Annotated in this window: 1 protein-coding gene; it reads right to left on the reverse strand. The window is 47.5% G+C overall.

All coding sequences use genetic code 11. The features are described from left to right. Positions 1–5,307, reverse strand: a 5,307-nt coding sequence (locus tag KDK19_RS12215; RefSeq protein WP_257292069.1) for a hypothetical protein, incomplete at its 3' end; no start/stop codon positions are given. Positions 5,308–5,420: the final 113 nt, after the last annotated feature.

Genomic DNA, 5,420 nt, shown 5'->3' on the forward strand with positions numbered 1-5,420 from the left:
GCCCAATGGCATGGCCAGCCCGCCTGCTTCAGAGATTTTTTCAATGCCACTGTGGCAGGCATATTGGCCGGTTCGGTCAAGGTCAATACCAAAGCGTTCCAGCCAGCGCCGGAAAGGTGAGAGCATCCTGTGTGTGTAATCGCCCCGGTTGGTCAGATCCAGAAGATAGAGGAACGCCATGTTTGAGAGAGACAGTCTGGCTGCCTCCAGGACGGAATGGGTCACCAGTAGAGGTCTGTAGTTGGAGTAGTACCAGGTGACCGCCTGTACCAGAGAAGCTGAAGGTTTGACCCAGTAATCATTGAACTGGTGCTTAACCGCTGCGGCATGAGCCTGCATCAATGTGTCATGGATAGCATGGATCAGGTCTGATTCGGACACGCCAACAGCACTGGCGTAAGGTGTCAGGGTGTCCTGAACATTGGCCAGGAATGCTGCCGTCCTGTGGCCGTTTTCAAAGGCAATATCGTCAAGCACGTAGTTGGCGATGACCGCAGCGGCGTACTCTTTCATGCCGGCAACAGACTCTTTCATACCTGTCGGCCCAGTGGCGGTTATGGTAGGGGCAAAGGCACTTTGCATGAATTCCTCAGCACCCTTGTCGGACAGCATCTGGACAACTTTCCTGAAGTCAGGCAGATTGACGCCGTGCTTGTAGCCAAGGAAGTGTTCAAACTCGTCCACTGTCTGATAACCGTCGACACCTCTGACGGCCTTCATGTAGCTTTCAAGTTCAATCTTGCTGATCAGACCGTCACGCACAAGAGCTATGATTCTGTCAACACTGGCAGAATGGGTAGCGAAGTATTCAGAGAAACTTTTCAGGTTCTCTGGTTCATGCTCGACGAAGTGGATGGCTCTTTTGCCCATGCCATAAATTTCGTTGTCGTATTGTTGAGCCCCGGTTTTCAACTCATTCCTGGCCCTGTACGTTAGAATCCGGACTTCTTCCAGGGCATTACGAGGTTGCTCCTCTTCAGGCTCGGAGGGGTATTCCGGGAACGTTGCCTTCAGGCTCTTGAAAACTTCCACAATCCGACTGGCCTGTTTAAACGTCAGCTTGTCTCCGACCATTGCCTGCAAGCGAATCGGTGCAAATTCATCGTCAAAATCGCAAGTTGTAAGGAATGGTGTCTTAAGGAACGGTGTTGTCTTACCGCTTTCTGCTGCTAATTCTGCCAGACCTATTGCAGCTTCCAGAGCTTGTTGTTTGAGTGAGTGCTGCTGCATGAAGGCGTCCATAGCGGCTCGAATTTTTGCCTGTTTCAGTGTGTACTGGAAGGGGCCACGATCACTTTCGACAGCTGTCTCTGCGGCATTCAGGACTTCCTTCCTTCTCCTGATGTCTGCTTTCCTGATTTCAATCTCCTCTTCCAGACGGGCCTGTTTCATCAGTTGCCGGATCTTGCCACCATTACCATCTTTTCCGCCCAGTTCTAACTGTTTGTTTCTCAGGGCATCCATCCGTTGTCCAAAGGTGTCAGAAGTATCTGGTTTAAGATCCACGGCTTCTTCAGTGGCATCAAGAAACGCTTCATCATAATCTGCAAGATCGTCTTCTGCTTTTGATATAGCTTCATTTTTCTGCTTCAGGATCCAATCCAGCTTAGCCATTTCGTTCTTATGTACGGATTTAGCCTTCTCATCGGAATCTCCAAAATCGATATTCTCCTGTTTTTTACGATCCAGATTCTCCTGTGCATCCCTCTTTTCAAACCATCTACTGGTCAAGTCCATACATTTTCTGTCACGATCGCGCAGGAATTTCGTGACCTGAGCGTAGTTTTTTTTGGCTAAAGACAGTTCATTCAATGCTTCCTCGAGGATACCGGTTTCGTCCGGATCATGATTATTTTTATGGGCTGTAACGGAGAAAATGTAATCAGTATTTTGCAGTGTACTGAGGTCACCTTCTTTGATCAGGAGATTCAGATCATGTTTGGCTCTCAGTTTCTCAGTGATCTCATCTCGTTTTTCTGCACTGTATTCCTGCAGGAAATGTCTGATGTCTTCTACTCGCTCTTCAGATGTTTGTTCGTCACCTGCAGTCAGACCCAGGTCGGTCTGAAGTTTTTTCATTAGCTGATTGAGAGCTACATCGTCTTTATCGGGGATATAGTCCAGGTCAGAAAGTTTCCCGGCAAATACAATGTGCTTGCCACGCAGCGTCTTCAGTTCGCGATGAACATCTCTCAGATTACTTTCAGCTTCTTCCAATGCTCGTCTGGCAGTGGCCACCTCACGATCAAGAACGTATCGGGGCTTGGGGCCCAGTCGGGCTATTTGCCTGTCAAGCTCTTTCTCAATGGCAGTAAGGCGCTCATTAACGTCAGGCTGACCCGCATTGAAAACTTCTTTATTCAACTGTTGGAGTTTTTTTTCAACCAGACTGTTCTGGTCTTCAATAGTGGCATCCTCTTTGTAGTCCTCAATGTTGAGTTGATGAGCCATTTCATTGTTCCAGACTCTTCGGGCAGCTTCGTCATCATAGAGTGCGTCTGATTTTTCGAATAATTCCTGAATTTTAGTGCTCAGGGCACCCTTTTGTTCAGCCAGGTCGTCATCCTGCTCAAATGCCACATTCAGAACTTTGGCCAGTTTGACAGTGGTAGCCTTGCCTCTTCCTTCAGCAGCAGCGTTTCTATGAGGGTAGATGTTCAGCTCTCTCTCTAAAGCTCCAAGCAGACTTGCCTGTTGTTTTTTGACTTGCATGTCCAGGCACGAATCTTTGACTTTATAGTGAAGAATCGCACGAAGCTTGTTGAGTTTGAGATCCCTCTCGTTCAGAGCTGCGCCGTCTTCTTTCCGGAGGGTTTGATCTATCTGATCCAGCAAGTGTCCTGAGACATCATCGCCGTCAAGTATTGTATGAACCCGGGCAAGTTTTACTGCATTGTCGTCCTCTTTATTGAATTTTATGTTGAGTATTTTTTCTATGGCTTCCAGCAGATCAGTCTGTTGGTCTCTGGCTTGCGTGTTCGGGCCAGGGTCCTGGAGTTTATAGTGAAGGTGCGCAAGAAGGGTGAGCAGCTGGAAATCCTTCGCGTGCAGAATTTTGCTTTCATATCTCCAGAGGATGCTATCAATCTCATCCAGCGTTTCACCCAGTATTTTATCTGAGAGATCATAGCTGTTAAGTACGCTGAAAATCCTGGTGAGTTTTGATGTTTTGTCATCCTCTTCACTGACGTTGATGTTGAGCATTTCTGCTACAACTTCCAGTATGTACCGGGCCTCTTCCTCTGCCCGCTGTCTGGCGTCTCTGATGTATTCCTGCATGTCTTCAGCAATGCCCTGACGACGGAGATACAGATCGTCGTTTTCATCAAGGTAATGAATCTCCAGAGCTTTTTCTACGGCACTCAGCGTCTTGAGGACTTTAGGCATGGCTTCCTGGAGGTCTGGTGTTGTAATGTCATCCACTTTCGGTTTCAAATCTGCAAGACGATGGAATCTGTTGTGTCGCATTACTTCAAATTGTGCGATGCGTTCTTCTAAATGTGCGATGCGTTCTTCAAACTGTGCGATGCGTTCTTCCAGTGCCTGGTTTTTCTGAAGCTGATCTTTATGAAATTCGTCGTCTGGAGCTCTCATTGAAAGTATTTCGTTGCGCAGGCTTTTTTGTTGAACATCCAGTATGTTAACTTCTTTCACCAGCTCTTCCACATAGACAGAAAGCCGTGCTCGCGCATCCTCAGATTGCCGATAGAGCAGGAGTGTTTCCTTTGTTAGCATTTCACTGGCAGTAACTTTCTCCGTTGTGATCCTTAACTGGTTTCTAAGCTTGATGAGTTCGCCTTCTGCTGCCCGCTGCTCTTCCAGCTTGATTTGATTCTCAATCATCTCTCTGGCCATGTCGGCCATGATTTTGTCTGCAAACGGTTTCGCGTTGTAAAAATTATCGGTCTGTAATTCGGCGGCAAAGGGTAAAATATTGAGAAAATTCCGAACAAAATGCGGGTTAGTCAGAAAATCTCTAAGTGCGGGTTTGAAGCTGAAGTGTTTTGCAAGTTGATTATGTATCGAGGGTGGCGTAATGAAAGACGAGGCGAATTTGACGTGTTCTACTGAGAAATAAAATTCATCTGCATGATCAGGAGTAGCAGCGGTCAATGCCTGCTGGAGAATTTCATAGTATGCCAGCATAAGCGCCGCATCATGATCTTCGAAAACACCAACATCGTGCCGCGCAGCTAACCCCTCGAGCAGTTCCATCTGCCTGCTTCGAATGACGTATTGGTAGCTTTTGATCTTGTCTTTTTTAACTTGTGTTGATACTCCAGGAGCGGGGGTATTAGCATCAACCCTTTTCCAGACGTCAAAGATTTTTTCCACAAAAGCGACATCTGTCGGATTCTGCTTCTGACCATGGAAAACAATAATCTCTCCCGGAGCTTCAGTCACTTCCAGCTTTGGATAACCTTCAGGCACAGGGCAAGCCCGCCACTCATCCCCAACGTTTACAACATAGCCGACGGGTTTATGGTAGTACAAAAGATCGTCCAGAGCTTTCTGTTGTAAACCCTCTCTCAGAGTATGAACCTGGGTATAGGCAGAGGTCGCTGCTGCCAAAAGTGGCTCATCATTAACAAAGAGTGCTTGATCCAGACTCTGCAAATCAGGAGGCTCATCGTCTGCAGCGACAAGGCGCATAAAGGTGCGACTGTTCACTTCAATTTTGTCAACTTCGATGGTGGCAAGGGCAACATAGTGATCAACTTCGCCAAGGCTACCTGCTCTTTCATTGGCTCCTTTCAGCACCCCGACCAAATGATTGGGGCTGGCGATTTTCGTTGTCGGTTCCAGTGGTTGGATGTCACCCGATTGACTTCGAACAGCCTTAATTGAATCCTGACTGGTCATTCCGTTTCTGACTTCAATGACCAGTACTTCTTCGGCAAGATTATGGGTAATCTTGAAGATCCCCTCATTACCTACCTTCAGGACTTTGGTGTATTTCTGAGCAACGCCATCTTTGTCCGTTTCAAACAGATCAATACTGGAAACACCACCACTGATGCCGGAAAGAACATCTGTGAAGCCTTCAGAAGGAATGTTATAGCCAGCTCTGGTTTGAGTCTGATCGGGGTAGGTGGTGGTAATGGATTTGGGTATTGGTTGCTGGTTGTGACCTAAAGTTGGCTTAACTATGACCTCACTGTGGGTAAACTCCGCGTGTCCATTGCCCTGAATATCGATAGATTTTGTCTGTAGCCTGCGTTCGGTCAGTGCCTGTGTACCAAGGATGGAAGAACTGATGGCAACGGCCACGGCAAGGCGCAATGCATTGGGGCAAGCGTGTGTCATACTACTACCTCAGAACTGAGTACTTTTATTACCGTAAAAAGTGCTCGGCGCGGGATTCGTAGAGGGCACCCAGAGTGTAAGAGTAAGGAATACTTTCTGCATGGGAGAATGAC

The organism is Endozoicomonas sp. ONNA1 (genome assembly GCF_024606325.1).
GTDB lineage: Bacteria > Pseudomonadota > Gammaproteobacteria > Pseudomonadales > Endozoicomonadaceae > Endozoicomonas_A.